Source organism: Enterobacter sp. HNDS-6 (assembly GCF_039850505.1).
GTDB classification, from domain to species: Bacteria; Pseudomonadota; Gammaproteobacteria; order Enterobacterales; family Enterobacteriaceae; genus Enterobacter; species Enterobacter kobei.
This window is the reverse complement of the sequence record NZ_CP156673.1, coordinates 3,462,425-3,485,956: the sequence shown is the minus strand read 5'-3', so window position 1 is coordinate 3,485,956 and position 23,532 is coordinate 3,462,425. Positions and strand designations below refer to the sequence as shown.

General features: G+C 55.2%; 26 protein-coding genes. 10 read left to right on the top strand and 16 right to left on the bottom strand.

From position 1 onward, the window contains the following. The first annotated feature begins 224 nt into the window (after positions 1–224). Both ABFI50_RS16320 and ABFI50_RS16315 read left to right on the top strand, forming a co-directional pair. Positions 225–1,790 carry a peptidoglycan-binding protein gene (locus ABFI50_RS16320; RefSeq protein ID WP_347484525.1) on the top strand — a complete coding sequence of 522 codons (1,566 nt, stop codon included), beginning with the start codon at positions 225–227 and terminating at the stop codon, positions 1,788–1,790. Next, positions 1,790–2,428 (top strand): hypothetical protein, encoded by a 639-nt coding sequence (locus ABFI50_RS16315; RefSeq protein WP_045268550.1) that lies wholly within the window; start codon positions 1,790–1,792, stop codon positions 2,426–2,428. Before ABFI50_RS16320 ends, ABFI50_RS16315 begins: the two co-directional genes overlap by 1 nt. Here ABFI50_RS16315 and ABFI50_RS16310 read toward each other — a convergent pair whose 3' ends face one another. From ABFI50_RS16310 to ABFI50_RS16300, 3 genes are all read right to left on the bottom strand, one after another. Further along, positions 2,429–3,052 (bottom strand): helix-turn-helix domain-containing protein, encoded by a 624-nt coding sequence (locus tag ABFI50_RS16310; protein WP_014883167.1) that lies wholly within the window; start codon positions 3,050–3,052, stop codon positions 2,429–2,431. A gap of 270 nt (positions 3,053–3,322) precedes the next feature. After that, entirely contained in the window at positions 3,323–4,153 is an 831-nt protein-coding gene (locus ABFI50_RS16305; RefSeq protein WP_014883166.1) for an N-acetylmuramoyl-L-alanine amidase, read from the bottom strand. Continuing rightward, positions 4,150–4,473 (bottom strand): heavy metal-binding domain-containing protein, encoded by a 324-nt coding sequence (locus tag ABFI50_RS16300; RefSeq protein ID WP_023332507.1) that lies wholly within the window; start codon positions 4,471–4,473, stop codon positions 4,150–4,152. The genes ABFI50_RS16305 and ABFI50_RS16300 overlap by 4 nt, the downstream gene beginning before the upstream one ends. 97 nt (positions 4,474–4,570) lie before the next feature. Between ABFI50_RS16300 and ABFI50_RS16295 the strand changes: the two genes are divergently transcribed. The 6 genes from ABFI50_RS16295 (at position 4,571) to artJ (ending at position 9,113) form a co-directional block, all read left to right on the top strand. Next, a complete protein-coding gene (locus ABFI50_RS16295; protein ID WP_014883164.1) occupies positions 4,571–5,089 on the top strand; it encodes a lipoprotein in 519 nt (172 codons plus the stop codon). Between the two features lie 226 nt (positions 5,090–5,315). After that, positions 5,316–6,044, top strand: a complete 729-nt coding sequence (gene artP, locus ABFI50_RS16290; protein ID WP_014883163.1) for an arginine ABC transporter ATP-binding protein ArtP — start codon at positions 5,316–5,318, stop codon at positions 6,042–6,044. A gap of 19 nt (positions 6,045–6,063) precedes the next feature. After that, entirely contained in the window at positions 6,064–6,795 is a 732-nt protein-coding gene (artI, locus tag ABFI50_RS16285; protein WP_008500032.1) for an arginine ABC transporter substrate-binding protein ArtI, read from the top strand. Between the two features lie 6 nt (positions 6,796–6,801). After that, complete coding sequence (gene artQ, locus ABFI50_RS16280) at positions 6,802–7,518, top strand: arginine ABC transporter permease ArtQ (RefSeq protein ID WP_014883162.1); 717 nt, start codon at positions 6,802–6,804, stop codon at positions 7,516–7,518. Further along, on the top strand, positions 7,518–8,186 hold the full coding sequence (gene artM, locus ABFI50_RS16275; protein WP_014883161.1) for an arginine ABC transporter permease ArtM: 669 nt from the start codon (positions 7,518–7,520) through the stop codon (positions 8,184–8,186). The genes artQ and artM overlap by 1 nt, the downstream gene beginning before the upstream one ends. Positions 8,187–8,381: 195 nt before the next feature. Beyond that, positions 8,382–9,113, top strand: a complete 732-nt coding sequence (artJ, locus tag ABFI50_RS16270) for an arginine ABC transporter substrate-binding protein ArtJ (protein WP_014883160.1) — start codon at positions 8,382–8,384, stop codon at positions 9,111–9,113. 87 nt (positions 9,114–9,200) lie between these two features. Here the strand turns inward: artJ and ABFI50_RS16265 are convergent, their stop codons facing one another. The 11 genes from ABFI50_RS16265 to nfsA form a co-directional block, all read right to left on the bottom strand. Further along, on the bottom strand, positions 9,201–10,670 hold the full coding sequence (locus tag ABFI50_RS16265) for a HAMP domain-containing sensor histidine kinase (protein ID WP_193970396.1): 1,470 nt from the start codon (positions 10,668–10,670) through the stop codon (positions 9,201–9,203). Then, positions 10,654–11,361, bottom strand: a complete 708-nt coding sequence (locus ABFI50_RS16260) for a response regulator transcription factor (protein WP_063861109.1) — start codon at positions 11,359–11,361, stop codon at positions 10,654–10,656. The genes ABFI50_RS16265 and ABFI50_RS16260 overlap by 17 nt, the downstream gene beginning before the upstream one ends. 105 nt (positions 11,362–11,466) lie before the next feature. After that, complete coding sequence (gene rlmC, locus ABFI50_RS16255; protein ID WP_193970364.1) at positions 11,467–12,606, bottom strand: 23S rRNA (uracil(747)-C(5))-methyltransferase RlmC; 1,140 nt, start codon at positions 12,604–12,606, stop codon at positions 11,467–11,469. A 40-nt stretch (positions 12,607–12,646) separates the two neighbouring features. Further along, positions 12,647–13,165, bottom strand: coding sequence for a YbjO family protein (locus tag ABFI50_RS16250; protein ID WP_347484519.1), 519 nt, complete (start codon positions 13,163–13,165; stop codon positions 12,647–12,649). 20 nt (positions 13,166–13,185) lie between these two features. Continuing rightward, positions 13,186–14,031: a putrescine ABC transporter permease PotI gene (gene potI / locus ABFI50_RS16245; RefSeq protein ID WP_014883155.1), complete on the bottom strand. Its 846-nt coding sequence runs from the start codon at positions 14,029–14,031 to the stop codon at positions 13,186–13,188. Next, positions 14,028–14,963, bottom strand: coding sequence for a putrescine ABC transporter permease PotH (potH, locus tag ABFI50_RS16240; RefSeq protein WP_014883154.1), 936 nt, complete (start codon positions 14,961–14,963; stop codon positions 14,028–14,030). Before potH ends, potI begins: the two co-directional genes overlap by 4 nt. Positions 14,964–14,973: 10 nt before the next feature. Beyond that, complete coding sequence (gene potG / locus ABFI50_RS16235; RefSeq protein WP_023332502.1) at positions 14,974–16,107, bottom strand: putrescine ABC transporter ATP-binding subunit PotG; 1,134 nt, start codon at positions 16,105–16,107, stop codon at positions 14,974–14,976. 98 nt (positions 16,108–16,205) lie between these two features. Continuing rightward, positions 16,206–17,318 (bottom strand): spermidine/putrescine ABC transporter substrate-binding protein PotF, encoded by a 1,113-nt coding sequence (gene potF / locus ABFI50_RS16230; RefSeq protein WP_014883152.1) that lies wholly within the window; start codon positions 17,316–17,318, stop codon positions 16,206–16,208. A gap of 351 nt (positions 17,319–17,669) precedes the next feature. Further along, positions 17,670–18,146: a YbjN domain-containing protein gene (locus ABFI50_RS16225; protein ID WP_003858385.1), complete on the bottom strand. Its 477-nt coding sequence runs from the start codon at positions 18,144–18,146 to the stop codon at positions 17,670–17,672. A gap of 63 nt (positions 18,147–18,209) precedes the next feature. Then, entirely contained in the window at positions 18,210–19,112 is a 903-nt protein-coding gene (rimK, locus tag ABFI50_RS16220; protein ID WP_032628797.1) for a 30S ribosomal protein S6--L-glutamate ligase, read from the bottom strand. Between the two features lie 51 nt (positions 19,113–19,163). Next, complete coding sequence (gene nfsA, locus ABFI50_RS16215; RefSeq protein ID WP_014883150.1) at positions 19,164–19,886, bottom strand: nitroreductase NfsA; 723 nt, start codon at positions 19,884–19,886, stop codon at positions 19,164–19,166. 183 nt (positions 19,887–20,069) lie between these two features. Here nfsA and ABFI50_RS16210 point away from each other — a divergent pair, with 183 nt between their 5' ends. Next, positions 20,070–20,339 carry a GrxA family glutaredoxin gene (locus tag ABFI50_RS16210; RefSeq protein ID WP_014883149.1) on the top strand — a complete coding sequence of 90 codons (270 nt, stop codon included), beginning with the start codon at positions 20,070–20,072 and terminating at the stop codon, positions 20,337–20,339. Positions 20,340–20,369: 30 nt separating this feature from the next. On the opposite strand, the gene ABFI50_RS16205 is transcribed toward ABFI50_RS16210, so the two are convergent. After that, complete coding sequence (locus ABFI50_RS16205; RefSeq protein ID WP_014883148.1) at positions 20,370–20,738, bottom strand: inner membrane protein YbjM; 369 nt, start codon at positions 20,736–20,738, stop codon at positions 20,370–20,372. A gap of 279 nt (positions 20,739–21,017) precedes the next feature. On the opposite strand from ABFI50_RS16205, the gene ABFI50_RS16200 reads away from it, so the two are divergent. Beyond that, positions 21,018–22,703, top strand: coding sequence for an aspartate:alanine antiporter (locus ABFI50_RS16200; protein ID WP_014169303.1), 1,686 nt, complete (start codon positions 21,018–21,020; stop codon positions 22,701–22,703). Positions 22,704–22,953: 250 nt separating this feature from the next. On the opposite strand, the gene ABFI50_RS16195 is transcribed toward ABFI50_RS16200, so the two are convergent. Beyond that, a complete protein-coding gene (locus ABFI50_RS16195) occupies positions 22,954–23,505 on the bottom strand; it encodes a TetR family transcriptional regulator (protein ID WP_023332500.1) in 552 nt (183 codons plus the stop codon). Between the last annotated feature and the right edge of the window lie 27 nt (positions 23,506–23,532).

Below are 23,532 nucleotides of genomic sequence, written 5' to 3'. Positions count from 1 at the left end.
AGCGTCGTGCTGCGCTAACATGTGAGAAAATAGTAATGAGCTGCTGTAAATTCGACCACTGACTTTGCCGCTAACTTTCATAAAGAAAAATATTGACCGTATAAAATCCAGATGTTAGGCATCGTCCAGTGGATATTTTTACCCTGTGTGTAAATTGACCACACCCTGGCGTTGCTTTACTTTCTCGTCCTGTTGCTATTCCCAATCAGAGACGGTAAGTCGTTATGTATCAGAAGCACTTTAATTTTAAAAATCCGCCCTTTCGGAAGATCGTCCGCTCAAACGGCGATTTTCTGGTGCCTTATCATCAGGATGTTTTCAACCTGCTGAAGGAGAAAACCCAACAGGCGGGAATTATCGGGCTCTTTTCCGACGATGCCCCTCTGCTGGGGCAGTTCAGTGACGCCCTCAAATCTGCCCACCCCGACGTGCTTGCTATTAATGCGTTTCCAAAACTGAGTGCCAGTAGCCTGCTGTACAAGCTCAGCCCGGGAACCAAAGAGAACAAGAACCGGATTCAGGCGGTGGATGCCGTACTGCACCAGTGGCAGGCGGAAAAAAACCGGGCGAAGATACTGATCGTTAGCCATTGCGAGGCGATGAAAGAGAGCTGTCACGAGGTGCTGGCGATGCTACTCACCCGTGCCCAGGAGCTCGCGTTTCGCCTGTCGGTGGTGCTGACGGGCGCGGCGGATCGGGACGTTGTTCTGATGCAGCAATCTGAACTGCGTGAATATGTGCATACCCGCCACACTTTGCGTCCCCTTACCTGCCGGGAATATCTCAGCTATGTACAGGCGCAGTGTGAAGAACACGGGTGCGAGAACGCACCGTTATCCCCGGCACGCGTGCGTAAAATGCATGCGCTGACCAAAGGGAATATCAGCAAACTGAATGAACTGTCGCATCTGTCGATGCTGGCTGCCTGGACCGAACGTGCAGCCCAGGTCAGCCCGCGTCATTTACGGCTGGCGGCAGGTGAGATCCTCCCGGCGAAAAAACACGGTAAGCGCCTGGCAACCGTGGGGCTTTTTGCCTCAGTGCTGTTCGCCGCCTGCGGCTGGTATTTAACGTCGTCGATCGCCGGAAAACTTCCGGTTCAACTCCCGGTACCCGTCAGCTGGAAACAGCAGGCGCCAAAAGTTGAAGCACCGGTGGTGCCGGTCATCGACAACGAAATGGTTAATCAGCCAGATGCCATGCACCAGCTCTACCTGATGTGGGGGTATGACGCCTCGGCGGATGATGCCCTGTGCCAGAACGCCGCGAAGGTGAACCTGATGTGTAAACAGGGGAATGCCTCACCCGATGCGCTGGCCCAGGAGGGGTATCCGTGGGTGAGCGAGCTGAAAACCGGCGATCATCTTAACTATGCCGTGGTCGCCCGCGTCGGAGATACGTCACTCGACCTGCTGATGAATAACCGTACCTGGCAGGTAAGCCGCCGCTGGTTTAACCAGCATGCGACCGGCAACTTTACCCAGTTGCACCGCCTGACGCCGGAAGGTAAAGACGCTATCAGTGCCGCCAGCGACACGAAAGACATGGGCTGGCTTGACCAGCAGTTGAGCCTGGCGCTTGGCCAGCCAGAAACCCATTCGCAGACCTGGACGGCGGAGATGATGAAACGCACACGCGAATTCCAGCAAAAAATGCATCTGCATGTGGATGGCATTCCTGGCGAAGATACGTTGATGCAGTTGATGCGTGAAACCCATACCGCGCCGAGCGTACTGCTCCAGACCACGCATGCCACACCCGACGCCAACACGCAGGAGAAGCATTCCTAATGTCTACCATCTGTCTTGCGGCTCAGCGCAGTTACACCACCGGCGAGGCGGTCTGGTTTTCATACCGCCTCCCCCGTCTGAGAAACATCGTTAGCCATGCCTTTTTAGGGATGGTGGCTCTGTGCGCCATGATCATGGCAGGGCTGTACGCGCATGTTTACTGGAACCTGCGCCATCCGGCGCCGGAACCGGTCAAAGCAAGCGCCGCGAAACCGGAAACGCAGCTTTCAGATATGCACTATGTGTATGTGAGCAAGCCGTTCCCGCATCCCCATCCGCATCCGCAGCCAAAACCGGCTCCGGTGCAGGCGGATGTTCCTGCCATGCAGGATCTGCCCATCAACAGCGATGATGCCGACTGGCAGCAGGCACCTGATGGTGACGTGCCCCATGATACTTCCCGGGATACGTTACCCGGAACCGAAGCACACGAAGCCGCCTCCGCCAGCACAGGCAGTGATGACGCTTCTATAAGCGAGTTACTTAAGCAGGCGTTAAAAGAACAAGAGCAAGATTATTCGCAAGGCAAAATTCCCGCGCCGCCGGTTGACGAAACGCAGGATAATTCGCAGAGGGATGTGAATCATAAAGTGGATGCCCGGTCCCCTTTGAGTGAGAAAGGAGACCGGCTGGAGTAGTTAATATTTTTCAGGCAAGGCTGTCAGGTTAAGGAGTCTTCCCTTTTCCACAACAATATATTGACCTTTTTTCAGATCGGAAAGAATTTTAATGATGGTGCTACGAGCCAGGTTGGTGTACTCCTGAATATAATCATAAACGTTAATATCGCGTTGCTGATGAACAATCAGGTCATTGATCTCGTATAAAAACTCACGTACGACTGAATAGGCACTGCGGGCAACCAGAACATCGTCACGTTTGCTCAACATACAAATATACCAGGAGAGAACTTTGGTCAGTTGAGGCCATAAATTGTTATCCGTCATGAGCTGTGCGAAGGTCTCTTTTTTAATTGAGCGCACCACGGTATTGGCCCGAACGAGGCCGTACATATGGGTCGCGTCGTAGTACATCGAAGAGAGACCAAAAATGCACTGGCCGGTAACCGTGAACATACACAGTTCGTCGGATTCACGTCGGAATTCAACTTCGCCGCTGACGATAATATGAATATATTGTGAATCAGAGGTGGATATTTTCTGCCATTTCTTTAAGGTTTTCTCTTCAAAACCTGAGGTTGCAGAAATAATACTATTCATTTCGTCCTGTGGACGTAACTTTTTACCGTAAATACTTAACATTGTTATACCCGATTTAAGATGTTAATTTTTAGTATGCAGACCAAAGCAAAAAAAACCTTGGCCTTAGAATATTTTTCCTGATGATACGCTCAAGGAGAAAAATAAAAGATGAATGAGATATATTTATTTGCTGCATTAATTAGCAAGCTATGTGTCTATCTTAAATGCGGATAATTTTAAGTCAATTAACTAAAAATGAATTGAGTTTGTACCTAAGATTAATCTCAAGTAAATCAGGAGTAATTGGCGCTTTCGGGGGTATCCGAAGGATTACCCCTGCCCGTATTTCTCTAAAAGCGCTTCAGCAATGGCCATCGTTTCGACATCTGCGACGCCGTTCCACAGGTCAGGCCTGAAGTGCATCTGGAATACCATGATGATACGTTTTTGCTGCGCTGGGGTGCTGTTGGCCGGTACGTCATAGCCGTAGCGCGCAAGCAAATCGAGTAACGCTGCGGTATCCACCGCCTGAAAGCGTGGTCGTCCGTTGATATAAAATGCGACGCGCGCGGGATCGGGCCATGCGCCTATCCCCTGCTGAGCCAGCTGTCGCCACGGGAACAACGGACCGGGATCGTCTTTGCGCTGCGGCGCAATGTCCGAATGGGCCACCACGTTCTCAGGTCTGATGTTGTAGCGGGCAATGATGTCTTTGGCGAGTGGCACCAGCGCCGCAATCTGCGCGGGTTCGAAAGGTGTAAAATGCTTTACGCCAGCAGACTTTTGCCAGCCACGATTTTCAAGTTCAATGCCCACAGACGTATCATTAATTCGGTTGGTACCGCGCCAGAAGCTGATACCTGCATGCCAGGCCAGTTCGCTCTCGGGTACCAGTTGCCAGATACGCGGCTTGCCGTCCGGTGCTGGCGGCTTTGCGGGGATCAAATAATGAGAGCTGACGTTTTTATCGGTTAGGGTCGCCAGCGACGTGTCAAAATCATCGGCGGTGTAGTGGATCACCAGCACCTTTATTCGCGGGTAGGCCGCCTGCGCCTGATGGCGGGTATCCAGCGCGTACGCGCCTTTATCAACAATGCCCTTTTCCGATGTACATCCTGCCAGCAACAGCGCCAGCAGGAGAGTGGAGAGCGAACGCTTCATCGCCGGGTTTTCACCGCCGTTCCACTGACGCTCACCATCAGCATGCTGGCATCTTTCCCGACCGTTTCGTAGTCGATATCAATGCCGACTACCGCATCCGCACCCAGCGCCTTGGCCTGCTCGCCCAGCTCCTTAAAGGCAATTTCTCGCGCTTTACGCAGCTCTTTTTCGTAGGCACCGGATCGTCCACCCACGATGTCACGGATGCCAGCAAAAAAGTCGCGGAAGATATTGGCACCGAGAATTGCTTCCCCGGTCACCACGCCGCAATACTCGGTTATTGTTTGCCCTTCCAGGGTTGGCGTTGTTGAAAACTGCATAGTTTCTCTCCTTCTTTAGCGTTCAATGCCTTAGGCACAGCATTATCGGTTCGTTACGCTATGATTGAAAGGATAGTTAATAAATAAGGAAATCAACATGCGCTACTCTGCTTTAACACTTTTGGTGCCCTGCGCGCTGGTGCTCAGTGCCTGTACCACCACGGTCACGCCAGCCTTTAAGGATATTGGTACCCGCAGCGGCCCCTGCATTGACGGCGGCCCGGACACCGTGGCGCAGCAGTTCTATGATTACCGCATTCAGCACCGCAGCAACGATCTCACCGGCCTGCGCCCTTACCTGAGCGACGGTCTGGCAAAACTGCTCAACGACGCCACCCGAGATCCGCAGCATAATACCCTGCTTAAATCCGATCCGTTCTCCAGCCGTACCACGCTGCCGGACAGTGCGGAAGTGGCCAGCGCTTCTACCATTCCCAACACCGATGCGCGAAACATTCCGCTGCGCGTCAAGCTGACCCAGGGGACCCAGTCCTGGCAGGATGAGGTACTGATGATCCGTGAAGGTCAGTGCTGGGCTGTCGACGACGTACGCTACATTGGCGGCAGCGTTCATGCCCCGGCAGGCACGCTGCGCCAGTCGATTGAGAACCGCTAAATCATCAGTTATAAAAATGTTACCCCCGTAAAATGTCCGGCATTTCTCGCGGAATGCCGACATTTATACTCGCCGCCTTTGCCCTTCGCTATTTTGTGCTATGTTTAAGAGGAAATACGGGTTATATTTAACTTTTAACGCAGAAATATTGCATAACTATTCTGTCAACGGTACTATCTGCGGCCTCAATTGCTATAGATTGCCTGGATGAGTAAAGACTGCCCCGATGAGTATTAAACTAAACGGCATTAACTGCTTCTACGGCGCACACCAGGCGCTGTTTGACATCACGCTGAACTGCCCGGAAGGCGAAACGCTGGTTTTGCTTGGCCCAAGCGGTGCAGGTAAAAGCTCCCTTCTGCGTGTCCTTAATCTGCTTGAAATGCCCCGTTCAGGTACGCTGGCGATTGCCGGTAACCATTTTGATTTCGCGAAAACGCCGTCTGATAAAGCGATTCGCGAGCTGCGTCAAAACGTCGGCATGGTCTTCCAGCAATATAATCTCTGGCCGCATCTGACGGTGCTGCAAAACCTGATTGAAGCCCCGTGCCGCGTGCTGGGGTTAAGTAAGGATCAGGCCATCGGCCGTGCCGAAAAGCTGCTGGAGCGTCTGCGCCTTAAGCCTTACAGTGACCGTTATCCGCTGCATCTTTCGGGTGGTCAGCAGCAGCGTGTGGCGATTGCCCGTGCGTTGATGATGGAACCGGCGGTTTTGCTGTTTGATGAACCGACCGCGGCGCTGGACCCGGAAATCACCGCTCAGATCGTCAGCATTATTCGTGAGCTGGCGGAAACCAATATCACGCAAGTCATCGTTACCCACGAAGTGGAAGTGGCGCGTAAAACCGCCAGCCGTGTGGTCTACATGGAAAACGGGTATATCGTTGAGCAAGGTGATGCGAGCTGCTTCGCTAACCCGCAAACCGATGCCTTCAAAAACTATTTATCTCATTGATTGTGTCAGGGGAAATATAATGAAAAAAGTATTACTTGCCGTGCTGCTTGCTGGCGTTACCCTTTCCGCTACCGCAGCCCAGACCATTCGTTTTGCCACGGAAGCGTCTTACCCTCCGTTTGAGTCCATTGATGCAAACAATAAAATTGTTGGCTTTGACGTAGACCTGGCAAACGCCCTGTGCAAAGAGATCGATGCGACCTGCACTTTCAGCAACCAGGCGTTTGACAGCCTGATCCCAAGCCTGAAGTTCCGCCGTATCGATGCCGTCATGGCCGGTATGGACATCACCCCTGAGCGTGAAAAGCAGGTGCTGTTTACGACCCCTTACTACGACAACTCGGCGCTGTTCATTGGTCAGAAAGGGAAATTCACCTCTGTTGATCAGCTGAAAGGCAAAAAAGTGGGCGTGCAGAACGGCACCACGCACCAGAAATTCATCATGGATAAGCATCCGGAAATCACCACCGTTCCGTATGACAGCTACCAGAACGCGAAGCTGGATCTGCAAAATGGTCGTATTGACGGCGTCTTTGGCGACACCGCGGTCGTGACCGAGTGGCTGAAAGCGAACGATAAACTGGCGCCAGTAGGCGACAAAGTGACCGATAAGGACTACTTCGGTACCGGTCTGGGGATTGCCGTTCGTCAGGGCAACACTGAGCTGCAGCAGAAGTTCAACGCTGCGCTGGAAAAAGTGAAGAAAGACGGCACCTACGAAACCATCTACAAAAAATGGTTCCAGAAGTAATTCCTGATGAATGAAATTTTTCCTTTAGCAAGCGCCGCCGGGATGACCGTCGGCCTTGCCGTTTGCGCACTGATTATCGGCCTGGTGCTGGCGATGTTCTTTGCGGTGTGGGAGTCCGCGAAATGGTTCCCCGTCGCCTGGACAGGCTCCGCGCTGGTCACTGTGCTGCGTGGACTACCGGAAATTCTGGTGGTCCTGTTTATCTATTTCGGCTCCTCGCAGCTGCTGCTTACGCTGTCGGATGGCTTCACTGTCAATCTTGGCTTTGCGCAGATCCCGGTGCAGATGCAGATTGAAAACTTCGACGTCAGCCCGTTCCTGTGCGGTGTGATTGCCCTCTCCCTGCTCTACTCGGCGTACGCGTCGCAAACCCTGCGCGGTGCGCTGAAAGCCGTGCCGCAGGGGCAGTGGGAGTCGGGTCAGGCGTTGGGTATGTCGAAATCAGCGATCTTCTTCCGTCTGGTCATGCCGCAGATGTGGCGCCATGCCCTGCCGGGCCTTGGTAACCAGTGGCTGGTGCTGCTGAAAGATACCGCGCTGGTGAGCCTGATCAGCGTTAACGATTTGATGCTGCAAACCAAAAGCATCGCCACCCGTACTCAGGAGCCCTTTACCTGGTACATTGTGGCGGCGGCGATCTACCTGGTGATCACGTTGCTCAGTCAGTACATCCTCAAGCGTATTGACCTGCGGGCGACGCGCTTTGAACGGAGACCAGGCTGATGCTTGAATATTTCCCGGAGCTCATGAAAGGGCTGCATACCAGCCTGACGCTGACCGTGGCGTCCATTATCGTGGCGCTGATCCTGGCGCTCATCTTCACCATCGTCCTTACGCTGAAAACGCCGGTACTGGTATGGATTGTGCGCGGCTACATCACCCTGTTTACCGGTACGCCGCTGCTGGTGCAGATCTTCCTGATTTACTACGGCCCGGGACAGTTCCCGTCGCTGCAGGAATATCCGGTTATCTGGCATCTGCTCTCTGAGCCGTGGCTGTGCGCCCTGATCGCCCTTTCCCTGAACAGCGCGGCCTATACCACCCAGCTGTTCTACGGCGCGATTCGTGCCATCCCGGAAGGGCAATGGCAGTCCTGTGGGGCGCTCGGCATGAGCAAGAAAGACACGCTGGCGATCCTGCTGCCGTACGCCTTTAAGCGTGCGCTCTCCTCTTACTCCAACGAAGTGGTGCTGGTGTTCAAGAGTACCTCTCTGGCCTATACCATCACCCTGATGGAAGTGATGGGCCACGGACAGCTGCTGTATGGACGCACCTATGACGTGATGGTCTTCGGCGCGGCGGGCGTGGTGTATCTGGTCGTGAACGGCCTGTTAACGCTGATGATGCGCCTGATTGAGCGTAAAGCTTTAGCGTTTGAGCGCAGATCGTAGGCCAGGTAAGCGCAGCGCCACCCGGCAAGAAGTGCATAAATGTGATTAATCAATGCGGATAACTTTCTGGTTATCCGCTTTTTTGTGCCATAAAAACAATATTTAATCATTTTTATTGCATATAAATTCATTAACTGGCATTGTACATCCAGGCCGCAGACACGGCGCATCAATAAGACAGACGGGAGCATTACCATGAAAAAGTTAGTTCTGGCCGCATTACTGGCAACGTTCGCCGCAGGCGCATCCGCAGCGGATAAAATCAATTTTGGCGTGTCCGCCACCTATCCGCCGTTTGAATCGCTGGATGCCAGCAACCAGATCGTCGGTTTCGATATCGACCTGGCGAAAGCGCTGTGCAAACAGATGCAGGCCGACTGCACCTTTACCAACCACGCCTTTGACAGCCTGATCCCATCGCTGAAGTTCAAAAAATACGATGCGGTAATCTCCGGAATGGACATCACCCCAGAGCGCAGCAAGCAGGTAGCGTTCACCGACCCGTACTACGCCAACTCGGCGGTAGTGATTGCGAAGAAAGGGGCGTATAAGTCCTTCGACGAGCTGAAAGGCAAACGCATCGGGATGGAAAACGGCACCACGCACCAGAAATACCTGCAGGACAAACATCCTGAAGTGAAAACCGTGGCCTATGACAGCTATCAGAATGCGATTATCGACCTGAAAAATGGCCGTATTGATGGCGTCTTCGGCGATACCGCCGTGGTCAACGAGTGGCTGAAAACCAACCCGCAGCTGGGCACGGCGACCGAGAAAGTGACCGATCCACAGTACTTCGGTACCGGCCTCGGCATCGCGGTACGTCCGGATAACAAAGCCTTGCTTGCAAAACTGAACGGCGCGCTGAAAGCGATTAAAGCTGACGGTACGTACCAGAAAATCAGCGAGCAGTGGTTCCCGCAGTAAGGTGTTTTGCCGGGTGACGGCTTCGCCTTACCCGGCCTACGAGGGGGGTTTTGTAGGCCGGATAAGCACAGCGCCACCCGGCAATTCTCACAACGGCACAAAGAACCTGAATCGTGCCCCACTCACCGACTCCATCAGCCGTATTCCACCGCCGTGCAGCTCCAGCATCCGTTTGACGATTAACAGCCCTAACCCGCCGCGGTTCTCCCGCGAGGCCTGAGTGTTCAACGCCGAAGGCCGCTGGAACAGATCGTCGCGCAGCGACGCATCCACGCCCGTACCGCTGTCAGCCACTTCGACCTGAAGCTGTTCATTCTCCTGCCAGACCGCCAGACGAATTTCCCCGCCGGTCGGCGTATGACGCATTGCGTTATCCAGCAAATTGGTCACCACGCGCTCGATCATTGATACATCGGCATTGACCAGCGGCAACGGCCCAGGCACGTCAATATGCAGATTGACCTCTCGCGTGCGGGCAGTGAGCTCAAACTTCTGCGCCACGTCGGAAATCAGCTCCGCCATCGCGAAACGCTCGCGCTGCGGTTTAATGCCGCCATGTTCAAGACGCGCCAGCTCAAACAACTGCTGGGAAAGATGGCGTACCTTTTGCCCCTGACGCAGGGCGGTGGCGAGATATTGCTGGTGCTCCTGAGGCGTCAGCGTGGTGGATTTCAGCGATAGCGTTTCCAGATAACCCAGCAGAGAGGTCAGCGGCGTGCGGAGATCGTGCGAAATATTGGCGATAAACTCCCGGCGCTGGCGATCGCTGTCGGCCAGCTGATCCCACTGGCGGGTGATTTTGCGCGCCAGCTCGATAAAACTGTTGCGCAGGCGTGCCACTTCGTCATTGGCCGCGACGTCCGGCGGCTCTGCTGCCAGCAGCCTGATTGCGCTAATGCTGTCCTGCTCAAGCCCGGTGACCTCTTCCGTCAGGCGTTTAACCGGACGCGTCACCCAGTACCAGACCAGTAATCCCGCCAGCAGGCCGAACAGTGCAACCCACAGCAATGACCAGAGCACCGTGCTCCACAGCGCCTTATGCCAGGCCATGTCCGCCAGCGCATTCGACTCCTCGCCCTGCAAAATAATGTACAGGTAGCCCTTAAGCTCGCCGTCCTGACGCAGCGGCGTGGCGCTGAAGACTTTTTTGTTCTTGCTGCGCGGATCGTCGCCGAGTACCGGGATGGCGGTGCCGCTCAGGAAGGTCTGAACCGGTGCCAGATCGATTTTTTGCCGCTGAATATGGCCCGGCGGGGCGGCATCGGCCAGGATATCGCCGTCGGGTGAGACAACATAGAGCTCCACGCTCGGATTAAAGGTCATCAGACGGTCAAAGAGCGGTTTCAGCGAACTGCGGTCAACCCTGCCCTGCGTGTCGAGAATCGGTTCCCGCTGGACGATCTGCTGCGCCAGTCCGCCCGACAACCGCTGCACCATCGCGTTGCCATATTGCGTACTGGTGTAGAGCTGTACCGCGCAGGCGACGGTGGCGCAGAGCATCATCAGCAGAATGAACAGCAGCGTCAGGCGCTGGCTGAGGCTAAAGCGACGCATCAGGCGTTGGCTCCGCAAATTTGTATCCCTTACCCCAGACGGTGCGAACGATTTCCGGCTCGGCAGCGTCCTTCTCAATCTTGATGCGCAGGCGGTTGATATGGGTGTTGACGGTATGCTCATAGCCTTCGTGCTGATAACCCCAGACCTGCTCCAGCAGCGCCAGACGGGAAAACACCTCGCCAGGGTGGCGGGCAAAGAAGTAAAGCAGTTCGAATTCGCGCGGGGTGAGATCCACCACCTGTCCGTGGAGCAGGACGCTGCGCGCCAGCGGATCGATCGTCAAACCGTGCGCCTGAATTTGCCCGTCCGTTTGTGCCTGCCCCATCGCCTGCTGACGGCGGAACAGCGCTTTGATGCGGGCAATCAGCTCCTGCACCGAAAACGGCTTAGCCAGATAGTCATCGGCACCGGTTTCCAGCCCGGTAATGCGGTCGGTTTCGCTGCTGCGGGCGCTGATGATGATGACCGGCAGGTAGCGCGTCATCTGACGGATGCGTCGGCAAATCTCCAGCCCGTCAACGCTCGGGAGCATCAGGTCGAGGATCACCGCATCCCACGGCTGTTTTTCCAGGCGCTGCAGGGCGTTGCCCCCGTCGGGCTCGTGGGTGATGGCGTAGCCTTCGTCTTCTAAATTGAGTCGCAGAAGCGCCGCGATATCGTGGTCGTCTTCCACCAGCAGGATGTGCTTCATGGGTAAGCCTTCAATCATTTCTTATGACGTAAGCTTACCTGATTTCGAGCGGGGGAAGAGTTCACATTTTGTTGAACATTGTGCGGGGTTCATGCCAGGTGGCGGCTACGCCTTACCCGGCCTACGGGTTAACAACGTCAACACTTCGTAATGCGCGGTATGCGGGAACATATCGAAAAGCTGAACGCGTTCAATGCGGTAGCCCGGCAGGCTGGCGATATCTTTTGCCATGGTCTGCGCATTGCAGCTGGAGTAGACGATGTAATCCGGTGCCATCTGGCTCAGGTAATCGCAGAGTGCGTTTCCGATGCCCCGTCGCGGCGGGTTGACCAGCACCAGTTCCGGCACATTGCCCTGGCCGGTGGCGAACTGGGTAGAGTCAAGCGCCTGGAAGTGGAGATTCGTTAATCCCAGCCCGGCGGCGGACTGTTTCGCGCAGGCAATCGCTTCGGCCGAGATCTCAATCCCGGTCAGCTGCATTTCAGGCGTGGCGCAGTGCAGGCCGAAACCTCCCACGCCGCAGAACAGATCCCACATATGATGAATGTTTAACGCCCGAACCCAGTCACGGGCGGTGGCATACAACTCACTCGCCACGGTCGGGTTGGTCTGGAAGAAGCTTTGCGGGCGGATCCACAGCGGTACGCCGTTGAAATTTTCGGCCAGCGCAGGCTGTTCGGTGAAGAAGATCTCTTTCTCCCCTTCCATAATCGCCATGTGCACCGGCTGTATGTTTGCCGTAATGACCTTAAGCTGCGGCAGTTGCGCCTGCAGCCACGGCAGCGCCGCGCGAAGCTGCGCCAGCTTCGCTTCTGAGCGCAGCACAAAACGCAGCATCATGCCGCCGTCTAGCTGGCTTTCCGTCAGCAGGAGATATTTCAGCTCGCCGCGCTTGCGGGCGACGTGGTAGGGCGTTAACCCTGCCCGCGCAATAAACGGTTTGAGTGCGGCAAAGACGGGTTCAAACGACGCGGGATACAGCGGGCAGTCGGTTAAATCTTCCGGCGTGCCGTCGCGGTGCAGCATCCCCAGCAGCGGTTTTTCGACGCTGCCGCTGACCACCATTTTGGCTTTGTTGCGAAAGCCCTGCTCCGGTCCGCTGATCGGTGCGCACCACTCCCCCACCGCGTGTTCAGCCAGCAGCTGTTGCAGGTCGGCCATTTTGGCGGTGAGTTGTTGAGAGACCGGCTGTTCTATCCACTGACAGGAGCGGCAGCGTCCGGCGTCATAGAGTGCGCACTGCATATGAAAACCTTAAGAATAACGGGGGCTGCGATTATACACATTATTGCAACTGGAAGAACCGTCGACTGGACGCAGGCACGAACAGGAAGAACAGCACCAGCATATCCGGCAGTTTTTGCAAAAACAGCGCGTGCAAAATCTCGCGTTTTGATCCGCCCGCAATGCTGAACAGTTCGGGATAGCCATACCCCAGCGAGGCGGCCCACAGGTAGCTGGCGGCGGTCACCTGCGTCAGCAGATAGACCCAGCGCGCCCAGTTGCGCCCTTTGACCAGCGAAAACGCACAGTAGATCTCAATGAACACCAGCACCAGGCTGCTCAGAAAAACCAGCGTCAGATTCCACGTCTGCACGCTGCGGTGAATGAATTCACCGATACCGCGCACGCCCAGGGTATTCAGAATCATCAGCACGTCCAGGCAGCGGATCATAATAATGGCGAGCGCCGCCACCTGTACCAGCGCAGGAACGTTAGGACGAGCGTGCGTAAGCCGTGTTTCTTTTAATAATCCCAATGTTTTACTTCCCTGAAAAACAGTGCCGCGTGATACGCGGCACATCACTGGAAATTTTAAATGCTTCAGCCGCGTCTTGCACGCTGGATATCACGCACGCGCTGTTTTTCCGCGCGCGCCATCAAATACCAGGCGATAAATCCGACAATTCCGACCACGCCGAGGATGATAGAGGCCAGGGCGTTGATCTCCGGGTTAACCCCCATGCGCACGCTGGAGAAGACCAGCATCGGCAGCGTTGTCGCCCCCGGGCCGGAGACAAAGCTGGCGATCACCAGATCGTCGAGCGACAGGGTAAATGCCAGCAGCCAGCCGGAGATCACCGCCGGCATGATCATCGGCAGGGTAATGATGAAAAAGACCTTCAGCGGGGTCGCGCCGAGATCCATCGCCGCCTCTTCTATCGAGCGATCCAGCTCGCGCAGACGCGAGGAGATCACCACGGCGACATAGGCGGTACAGAACGTGACGTGCGCCAGCCAGATGGTGAGCATGCCGCGATCCGCCGGCCAGCCAATGGCATGCGCCAGCGCCACGAACAGCAGCAGCAGCGCAAGGCCGGTAATCACGTCCGGCATGACCAACGGCGCGGTGATCATAAAGGCGAAGCCGTTCGAACCGCGAAAACGGCCGAAACGCACCATCACCAGCGCGGCGATGGTGCCCAGAACAGAGGCCATCGTTGCCGCCAGTGCGGCGATGGTCAGGCTCAGCCCTACCGCGCTCATCATTGCATCGTCGTGGAACAGCTCACTGTACCAGCGCGTCGACCAGCCCGCCCAGACCGTCACCAGTTTGGAACTGTTGAACGAGTAGATCACCAGCATCAGCATCGGCGCATACAGGAAGGTAAAGCCGATCGCCAGGATCGCAATTCGCCACGGGGAGCGCACTACCGGTAAGTTATTCATCCGTGGTCTCCCATCTGTTTCTGCTGATGTTTGTGGAACCACATGATCGGCACGATCAACAGCAGCAGCATGATAATCGCCACCGCAGACGCCACCGGCCAGTCGCGGTTATTGAAGAACTCCTGCCACAGCACGCGGCCAATCATGATGCTGTCCGGCCCACCGAGCAGCTCCGGGATCACAAACTCCCCTACCGCCGGAATAAAGACCAGCATCGACCCGGCGATAATCCCGCCTTTGGTCAACGGGACAATGACGCTGAAGAAGGTTTTCAGCGGACGCGCACCGAGGTCAAGCGAGGCTTCCACCAGCGAGTAATCTATCCGCGTCAGCGCCGTATAGATCGGCAGAACCATAAACGGCAGATAGGCATACACAATGCCAATATAGACCGCGAGGTTGGTGTGCAGGATCGTCAGCGGCTGATCGATAACCCCAAGCCACATCAGGACGTTATTCAGCACGCCGTTGTTTTTCAGGATCCCCATCCAGGCGTAAACGCGGATCAGGAACGAAGTCCACGACGGCAAAATCACCAGCAGCAGCAGGATATTACGCGTCGAGGGTTTACTGTGCGCCACGGCCCACGCCAGCGGATAGCCCATCACCAGACAGCAGAGCGTCGAGATCGCCGCCACCTGCAGCGACTGCAGATAGGCTTCAATATAGAGCGGGTCCTCGGTGAGCTGCAGGTAGTTACCGAGGTTTAAGGTCAGCGTCAGCTGCCCGTCTGCCCACTCCCACAGGTCGGTATACGGTGGGATCGCCCGCGCCATCTCCGCCAGGCTGATCTTGAAAACGATCAGGAATGGCAGCAGGAACAGCAGGATCAGCCACACGTAAGGCATGGCAATCACCAGCTTGCGGCCGTGCTTCATCTTAAGGCGCGTCAGCCAGCTGGCTGCGCGGGCTGGAGGTTCAAGTGTACTCATTGGCCGCTCCTTATACCGTCAGCACGACACAACTGTCAGCATCCCAGCACAGACGCACTTCGTCGCCCCAGGTCGGCTGACCTTTGCGGTAGCGATGTTCGTTTTGCAGCTGGGCGCTCAGCATCTGACCGCTTTTCAGACGCACGTGATAGATAGACAAATCGCCCAGATAAGCAATGTGCACCACTTCACCCACGGCGAAGTTATAGCCATCGGCTGGCGGATCGTCACAGAGCATGATCTTCTCCGGACGCAGCGCGACGTAGACCGGCACGTTGTCCACCACGGCGCTGTCAGGATCGACCTTGAGCGGATGCTGCAGACCCGGCGATTCAATGACCAGGCCATCCTCCTGACGATCTTTCAGTAGCCCTTCGAAGACGTTGACCGAACCGATGAACTCGGCGCTGTAGCGGGTGGTTGGATGCTCATAAATCTCCTCCGGCTCGCCAATTTGCACAAACTTCCCGCGGTTCATGATCGCAATACGTCCGGCCATGGTCATGGCTTCTTCCTGGTCGTGGGTCACCATCACGCAGGTCACGCCGACGCGCTCAAGAATATCCACCACTTCCAGCTGCATACGGTCACGCAGTTTTTTATCCAGGGCCCCCATCGGCTCGTCGAGCAGCAGCAGTTTCGGGCGTTTTGCCAGGCTTCTGGCGAGCGCCACGCGCTGGCGCTGGCCGCCTGAAAGCTGGTGCGGTTTACGCTTCGCGAACTCCTGCATGTGGACCAGACTCAGCATCTCGGCCACGCGCGCGGTGATTTCGGCTTTTGGCAATTTATCCTGCTTCAGGCCAAAGGCGATGTTTTGCTCCACCGTCATGTGCGGGAACAGTGCGTAGGACTGGAACATCATGTTAATCGGGCGCTGGTACGGCGGCACGCTGGAGAGATCCACGCCATCAAGCATGATTTGCCCGGCCGTGGGTTGTTCAAAACCGGCTAACATACGCAGCAGGGTTGATTTGCCACAGCCCGATGCGCCCAGTAGCGCGAATATTTCGCCTTTATAGATAGTCAGGCTGACGTCGTCCACGGCATGCTGGCCATCGAAAGATTTGGTGAGGTTACGAATTTCAAGAAGCGGGGTCAGCGCTTTACGGACTTTCGCCTGCGGGCGGGGGATCGCGTCATTCACGGGGTGCTCTCCGGCAGAAATCAAATCATGGTGCAGGCGCACCAGAACGGTGCGCCTGTTGCCGGGTGCGCTTCGCTTGCCCGGCCTGTGACAAAGGGTTACTTACCGCTTTTCACCTTGGTCCACGCACGGGTACGTACGCGATCAATTTTTGGATCCTGTACTTTCAGGGTGAAGAGCTTGGCGAACACGTCCGCTGGCGGATAAATTGCCGGATTACTGCGGATCGCTTCACTCACCAGCGGCACGGAAGCCTTGTTACCGTTGGCGTAATAAACGTGGTCGCTGATGTGGGCGATCACGTCCGGACGCATCAGGTAGTTAAGGAACTGATACGCTTCGTCTTTGTTTTTCGCATCAGCTGGCATCGCGAAGACGTCGAAGAAGGCCAGCGCCCCCTCTTTCGGGATGAAGTAGGACACATTCACGCCGTTTTTCGCCTCTTTCGCGCGGTTCGCCGCCTGCCACACGTCCCCTGCCCAGCCAATCGCAACGCAGATGTCACCGTTCGCCAGGTCGTTGATGTACTGGGAAGAGTGGAAATAGCGAATGTTTGGACGCAGCTTCAGCAGCAGATCGGTCGCCGGACCGGTGTAGTCATCCGCCTTGTTGCTGTTCGGATCTTTGCCCAGGTAGTTCAGCACGGTGGCAAAAATCTCTTCTGGCGCGTCCAGGAAAGAGACGCCGCAGCTTTTCAGCTTCTCAAGGTTTTCCGGCTTCAGCACCACGTCCCAGCTGTCCAGCTTGACGTCCGGGCCCAGCGCCGCTTTGACTTTATCCACGTTGTAGCCGATACCGGTGGTCGCCCACAGGTAAGGCATGGCGTATTTGTTATCCGGGTCATGCTTAGCCACCAGCTTCAGGACTTCTGGATCGAGGTTTTTCCAGTTCGGTAATTTGCTTTTGTCCAGTGGCTGGAAGACACCCGCGGTCAGCTGACGCTCCAGGAAGCTCGCGGAAGGCACCACCAGGTCAAACCCGGTGCTGCCTGCCATCAGTTTTCCTTCCAGCACTTCGTTGGAATCGAAAACGTCGTAGACCACTTTAATGCCGGTCTCTTTCTCAAAATTGGCCACGGTGTCCGGCGCAATATAGTCAGACCAGTTATAAACGTGCAGCGTTTTTTGTTCCGCAGCGAGCGTGCCGGCAGAGACGGCCATCAGAGCACCCGCAACCAGACCCGATAACCATTTTTTATTCAAGGCGATCATAGTGTTATTCCTTCTGAAAGCTCGTTAACAAACGAACTAAAACTGTGCAATCTGGATATATGCAAAAATCATGCATAGTTTGTCGCTCTGCTCAAAATAAAAAGAAACCTCTTTACCCGGCAGGATCCGCTCGCTTTTTGAAGCATCGCAAGAATAACTGTAGCCCGTGTCTCCGGCTATAGCCCAGACGAAAAAACGCCTTTTATCAATTTTTTATGCAGGTTTAGTCTACGTGATAAGCCGAAACGGCCTTTGGGGAGGTGAAAAATTCTTTAAAGAAAGGTTAAAAGCAGCAGAAAAAATGGCCTAATGCAGCCGCCATGGCAGCGACTGCGCAAAAGTCAGGCAGCCTTAGTGAAGAAAATTGGGAGATGCATCATTATTCTCTGCATCATCTTCCGCGCTATACAGCAGATGGTGTGCATTGGCTTCCATCATGACCATGGAAATTTGCTCTTCACTCAAGCGCATAAACCAGGCGAACTGCTTAAAGGAGAGCCCTGCCCCGGAGAATAAAGACTGGCAAACGACCAGTTTTGGCAGATTATCATCCTGTATATCGAGAAATGCTTTCACCGTCAAAGAACTGGCATTGATGGCCGACAGGTCGGAGGCCAGCGCCAGTAGCGCAGACGGCTTCACTTCGGCCAGCGCGGAGAAAAGGATCACGTCGTTAATCAGATCGATTTTGGCATCAAAAATACCGTCGAAATTTTGCATATGAGGCAGATGCAGCGCCTGGCAGGAATCACATTCAAAGAACGTAATACCGGCATCATCGAGCCATTGACGTAACGTATCCAGTGTTGGTACGACCTGTAAATCCATCGCGGTGCAGCCTCTCTAATAAAAACTTCGCATAGATTACGCAAAAAGTGCGTTCAATGCCATTTAACCGCCCGTTTTCAGACAGTAGCCCGGCGTGGCATGACGCTCGATCCATGTGATCATTTTACCTGCAATATCGACCCCCGTGGTTTTTTCCACGCCTTCCAGCCCCGGTGAGGCATTCACCTCCATGACCAGCGGCCCGCGCGTCGCCCGCAGGAGGTCAACGCCCGCCACGTCCAGCCCCAACGTTTGCGCGGCTTTTACGGCAATGTCCCGCTCGCGATCGCTAATATCAGCCACTCTCGCTATGCCGCCGCGGTGAAGGTTAGAGCGGAAATCGCCCTCTTTGGCCTGACGCTCAATGGCCGCCACCACTTCATTTCCGACCACGAAACAGCGAATATCACGCCCTTTCGCCTCTTCGATATACTCCTGCACCAGAATGTGCGCATTCAGTCCCCGAAAGGCGTCGACCACACTTTCTGCAGCCTGCCGCGTCTCCGCCAGCACCACGCCGATACCCTGCGTGCCTTCTACCAGCTTGATCACTAAAGGCGCGCCGCCCACCATGTCGATCAGATCGCTGGTGTCGTCCGGCGAATGGGCTATTCCGGTAACGGGGAGATCGATCCCCTGACGGGCGAGCAGCTGCAACGAGCGCAACTTGTCGCGGGCGCGGGAAATGGCCACGGATTCATTGAGCGGATAGCTGCCCAGCATCTCAAACTGGCGCAGCGCGGCGGTGCCGTAATAGGTGATCTGGGAGCCGATACGCGGGATCACCGCATCAAAATGCGGCAGCTTGCGGCCTTTGTAGTGTATAGATGAAGCGGCGGGGTCGATGTTCATATAGCAGGACATCGGGTCAAGGATCTCAACCTGATGTCCGCGTTTTGCCGCCGCTTCTCGCAGGCGTTTACATGAATAGAGCGTTCCATCCCGGGACAATATGGCAATTTTCACCCTGCACCTCTCTGAAGACATGGAAAAAGCCTTCATATCATACAGAATGGACTATCGCGTCGCCCAGCCCTGTTTATGCAGATAATCGAGAATAAACGGGCGATTTTCTTTAATGATGGTGCGGCGAATGTGGTCGCTCCAGGTATCGCGGCGGTTATTGCTGTCACGCGTCAGATAGTAATTCGCCAGCTCTTCATCATAGTGATTCAGGACATCACGATCGACCGGCTGGTAGTGGTTCTCGTGCACCAGCATTGCCGCAGGAATACGCGGTTTCAGGTCCGGATTATCCGCCGGCCAGCCGAGGCAGAGGCCAAACAGCGGCAGTACATGTTTTGGCAGCTTCAGCAGTTCGGTGACGCTTTCAATGTTGTTACGCAACCCGCCGATATAGACCCCGCCTAGTCCCAACGATTCCGCCGCCGTAAAGGCGTTTTGCGCCATCAGCGCGGTATCCACGACGCCCAGCAGCAGCTGTTCGGCGAGCCCCAGTTGCGCTTCAGGGCAAATCTGCAGATGGCGGTTAAAGTCGGCACAAAATACCCAGAACTCGGCGGCCTGGGCCACATGCTTCTGCCCGCCGGTCAGCGTCACCAGCTGTTCACGCATCGCCGGGTCGGTAATGCGAATAATGGAGCTGCACTGCAGGAAACTGGAGCTGGAGGTCGCCCTTGCGCTGTTAATAATGGCGGTACGCTGCGCCTCGGTGATCGGCTCATCGGTGAAGTGGCGAATGGAACGGTGGGAAAGGAGCAGGTCAATCGTGGGTGTCATCTTCTCTCTCTTTGCTTGCTTAAAACGTATGGCAGCCAGTATAGGCAATGATCTGCACGGTGTAATTGGCGAAACATAGCTCATAGGTATTATAACGACAGGCGAAACCTTCTTTAATGACGACAGGTTATGGGGCACTATACGTGTCATTCGCCGTCAGGCTTGTTTTTTGAGGAGAGAGAAATGTTTGCAGTAATTTTTGGTCGTCCAGGGTGCCCTTACTGTGTGCGCGCAAAAGAGCTGGCAGAGAAACTGACCGCAGAACGCGATGACTTCAATTTCCGCTATGTGGACATCCACGCGGAAGGCATCACCAAAGCCGATCTGGAAAAAACAGTCGGTAAGCCGGTTGAAACCGTCCCACAGATCTTCCTCGATCAGAAACACATCGGCGGTTGCACCGACTTTGAAGCCTACGCCAAAGAACATCTTGGCCTGTTTGCCGAGCAGTAATGAAAGGACGCCCTCACCCTGAGGGCGTTTTTATTTGTGGTGCCGTCGGTGCTGAATCAGGCTGCGCACAAATAAGTAGCAGAGCGCGCCAAGGGCGCACCAGAATATGGCACTTAGCAACCACGCCAGCTCCTGCCAGAAACTCCGCGTTGAAACATACAGCAAGCGCATTAGCAGCAGACATAATGGCGCTGCAAGTATCGCCCCCAGTAACGGTTTCACCACTTCCCCTTTACGGGAGAGAAAACTGGCGGCGGCTCCCGGTAGCGTGAAGAAGAGCAACCCCAGCTCCGGATGCCCGGACGCCCTGAATGCGCCCTTCACATTAAATGCGAGCGACATGCATACGACCGTGAACAGCAAAAAGCAGCTGATCACCCCCGCCCAGTTTCGTTTCATATTCAAACAATCCTCCTGACTTATCTCTATCAAATACACTTTCGTCGGGTAGACGCCCAGTCAGATAAAGCAATGCGGCAATCCTTGCCAAAGTACGCACAGGGTGATGCGATAATCAGTAGCTGTCAGTAGCTAATGCGATTAAACTACACGCCAGCTAATGTTTTAGGGAATAAAGCAGGAAACAGGGAGCGTTAACGACTTTCCCTGACCCAGAAAACAGTAGCCCAAAAAGTCCTTTCATTCAACAACTTACTGGTAAACAAGAAGTTAGCCTCCGTGAATATAAACGTCGCAGACTTGTTAAATGGGAATTACATCCTGTTATTATTTGTGGTACTGGCGCTGGGTCTTTGCCTGGGTAAATTGCGCCTGGGATCGGTTCAACTTGGTAATTCCATTGGCGTTTTAGTCGTCTCCTTATTATTAGGCCAGCAGCACTTCAGCATTAACACGGACGCGCTCAACTTAGGTTTTATGTTGTTTATTTTTTGTGTTGGCGTGGAAGCAGGACCGAACTTTTTTTCGATTTTCTTCCGCGACGGCAAAAATTATCTGATGCTGGCGCTGGTTATGGTCGGCAGCGCACTGCTGATCGCCTTAGGACTGGGTAAGCTGTTTGGCTGGGATATCGGGTTAACGGCCGGTATGCTGGCAGGCTCCATGACCTCTACGCCAGTGCTGGTGGGTGCAGGCGATACCCTGCGCCATTCGGGCATGGCTGGCGCACAGCTTTCGACCGCGCTCGACCACCTGAGCCTGGGCTATGCCCTGACCTATCTGATTGGTCTGGTGAGCCTGATTGTCGGCGCGCGCTATCTGCCAAAACTGCAGCATCAGGATCTGCAGACCAGTGCCCAGCAAATCGCCCGTGAGCGCGGGCTGGATACCGACAGCAAACGTAAAGTCTACCTCCCGGTGATCCGCGCCTACCGCGTCGGACCTGAGCTGGTGGCATGGGCAGACGGGAAAAATCTTCGCGAGCTGGGGATTTACCGCCAGACCGGGTGCTACATCGAACGTATCCGCCGTAACGGCATTCTGGCGAACCCGGACGGTGACGCGGTGCTGCAGATGGGCGATGACATCGCGCTGGTGGGTTACCCGGACGCGCACGCCCGTCTCGACCCAAGCTTCCGAAACGGCAAAGAAGTGTTCGACCGCGATCTGCTCGACATGCGCATCGTCACCGAAGAGATCGTGGTGAAAAACCATAACGCCGTTGGCCGTCGTCTGGCGCAGCTCAAGCTGACCGACCACGGCTGCTTCCTTAACCGCGTCATCCGCAGCCAGATTGAGATGCCCATCGACGACAACGTCGTGCTCAACAAAGGCGACGTTTTGCAGGTCAGCGGCGACGCGCGACGCGTAAAAACCGTTGCCGACCGCATCGGCTTTATCTCCATTCACAGCCAGGTCACTGACCTGCTGGCCTTCTGCGCCTTCTTTATTGTGGGCCTGATGATCGGGATGATCACCTTCCAGTTCAGCAACTTCAGTTTCGGCATCGGTAACGCCGCCGGTCTGCTGTTTGCCGGGATCATGCTGGGCTTCCTGCGAGCGAACCATCCGACGTTCGGTTACATTCCGCAGGGCGCATTGAACATGGTGAAAGAGTTCGGTCTGATGGTGTTTATGGCGGGTGTCGGCTTAAGCGCCGGCAGCGGCATTGGACACAGCCTGGGTGCCGTCGGCTGGCAGATGCTGGTTTCCGGCCTTATCGTCAGCCTGGTGCCGGTGGTGATCTGCTTCCTGTTTGGTGCCTACGTGCTGCGCATGAACCGCGCCCTGCTCTTCGGAGCAATGATGGGGGCGCGTACCTGTGCGCCGGCCATGGAAATTATCAGCGACACCGCGCGCAGCAACATCCCGGCGCTGGGCTATGCCGGCACCTACGCTATCGCCAACGTACTGCTGACGCTGGCAGGTACGCTGATCATCATCATCTGGCCAGGACTCGGATAACTCTGAAGTTTGCGCGTAATGAAAAAATTTTTGTTACGCGCAGAACTTTTTTATCAGGGGGCAGTCATAACTAGTGCCACTGCTTTTCTTTGATGTCCCCAATTTGTGGAGCCCATCAACCCCGCCGTTTTGGTTCAAGGTTGATGGGTTTTTTGTTGCCTTAAATAAACCCCAACAAAGAATAACCAAAGCCCGTTATCCAGCTTTTCTAAACGTGAGAATACGTAATGTCAGGCTTAACGAGCGATGTCTAAGTGTTTCCCTCCCCCGCAATCCTCCCCACCATCGCCCGAATCTCGTCCCGGGTTAACGGCGCCCGGTCGGTCACATAGTGCAGCGTCATCCCTTCGATAAACGCATCCAGCGCGCGGGTGGTAACCGGATCGAACCACTGCTCCAGCGTAGTCTGGCTCATCTTCATCCAGTCCTGCATCACCGTTTTGAGCGCCGCGCTGCGGTGCATAAAGGCGTAAAGCTGGTACATCAGCGCCATGTTGTGCGGCGTCGTCACCTGCGAACTGTGGATCAGGGTGGTGATGGACTCGCAGGCCATTTCAGGCCCGGTGACGCCCGCAAAGAAATCCCGATACTGCTGCGACATCTGTTGCGTAAACCATGTGAACGCTTCCTCCAGCAGTGGCTCCATACCGTCGAAATAGTAGGTCATCGACCCCAGCGGCACGCCCGCGCAGGCGGCGATTTTACGGTGCGTGACGGCGTGAATACCGTGCTCGGCAATGGTATCGAGTGTTGCCTGCAGGATCTTCTCCCGGCGATGCGGATCGTTCGGTGGTCTGCTCATAAATTCCTCACGTGGTTTGTGTACAAA